Origin of the sequence: Mesorhizobium sp. M7A.F.Ca.CA.001.08.2.1, from assembly GCF_003998455.1 — a bacterium.
Lineage (GTDB): Bacteria > Pseudomonadota > Alphaproteobacteria > Rhizobiales > Rhizobiaceae > Mesorhizobium > Mesorhizobium ciceri.
This window is the reverse complement of record NZ_RZPW01001325.1, coordinates 1-769: the sequence shown is the minus strand read 5'-3', so window position 1 is coordinate 769 and position 769 is coordinate 1. Positions and strand designations below refer to the sequence as shown.

Annotated in this window: 1 protein-coding gene; it reads left to right on the top strand. The window is 67.1% G+C overall.

What is annotated here, in order from left to right; translation table 11 throughout:
• Nucleotides 1-769: aromatic amino acid lyase (locus EN914_RS37165; protein ID WP_164779254.1), on the top strand; the 769-nt coding region annotated here is incomplete at both ends.

The following is a 769-nucleotide window of genomic DNA, read 5'->3' as shown; positions in this document are numbered from 1 at the left end:
ATGCCTGCCGGCCGAAAATCAAGGCGAGCGCCGAGGCCGTCGCCAGGATAGTCGCCAAGGGCGAGCCGGTCTATGGCATCAACACCGGCTTCGGCAAACTGGCCAGCGTCCGCATCCCGGCCGAGGATCTCGAGACCTTGCAGCGCAACATCGTCCTGTCGCACGCCGCCGGCGTCGGCGAGCCGATGCCGGTTGCCGTTTGCCGGCTGATGATGGCGCTGAAGCTCGCCAGCCTGGCGCAGGGCGCGTCGGGTGTGCGGCCGCAAACCATCGAGTTGCTGGAAGCGATGCTGGCCAACGACGTCATCCCGGTGGTGCCGGCGCAGGGTTCGGTCGGCGCCTCCGGCGACCTCGCCCCGTTGTCGCACATGACGGCGGTGATGATCGGTGTCGGCGAATGTTTTACCCCACATGGCCGTTTCCCGGCCAAGGTCGCCTTCGTCTCGCATGGCCTGGAACCGGTGACACTGGGCGCCAAGGAGGGCCTGGCGCTGCTCAACGGCACCCAGTTTTCGACCGCCTATGCGCTGGCCGCCTTGTTCGAGGCCGAAGTGCTCTACCAATCGGCGCTGGTCGCCGGTGCCCTGTCGACCGACGCGGCAAAAGGCTCCGACGCACCCTTCGATCCGCGCATCCATGTGCTGAGAAAGCATCCCGGCCAGGTCGAGACGGCCGACGCCCTGCGCAATCTGATGGCCGGCAGCGCCATCCGTGAATCGCACCGGGTTGGCGACGAACGCGTGCAGGATCCCTATTGCCTGCGCTGCCA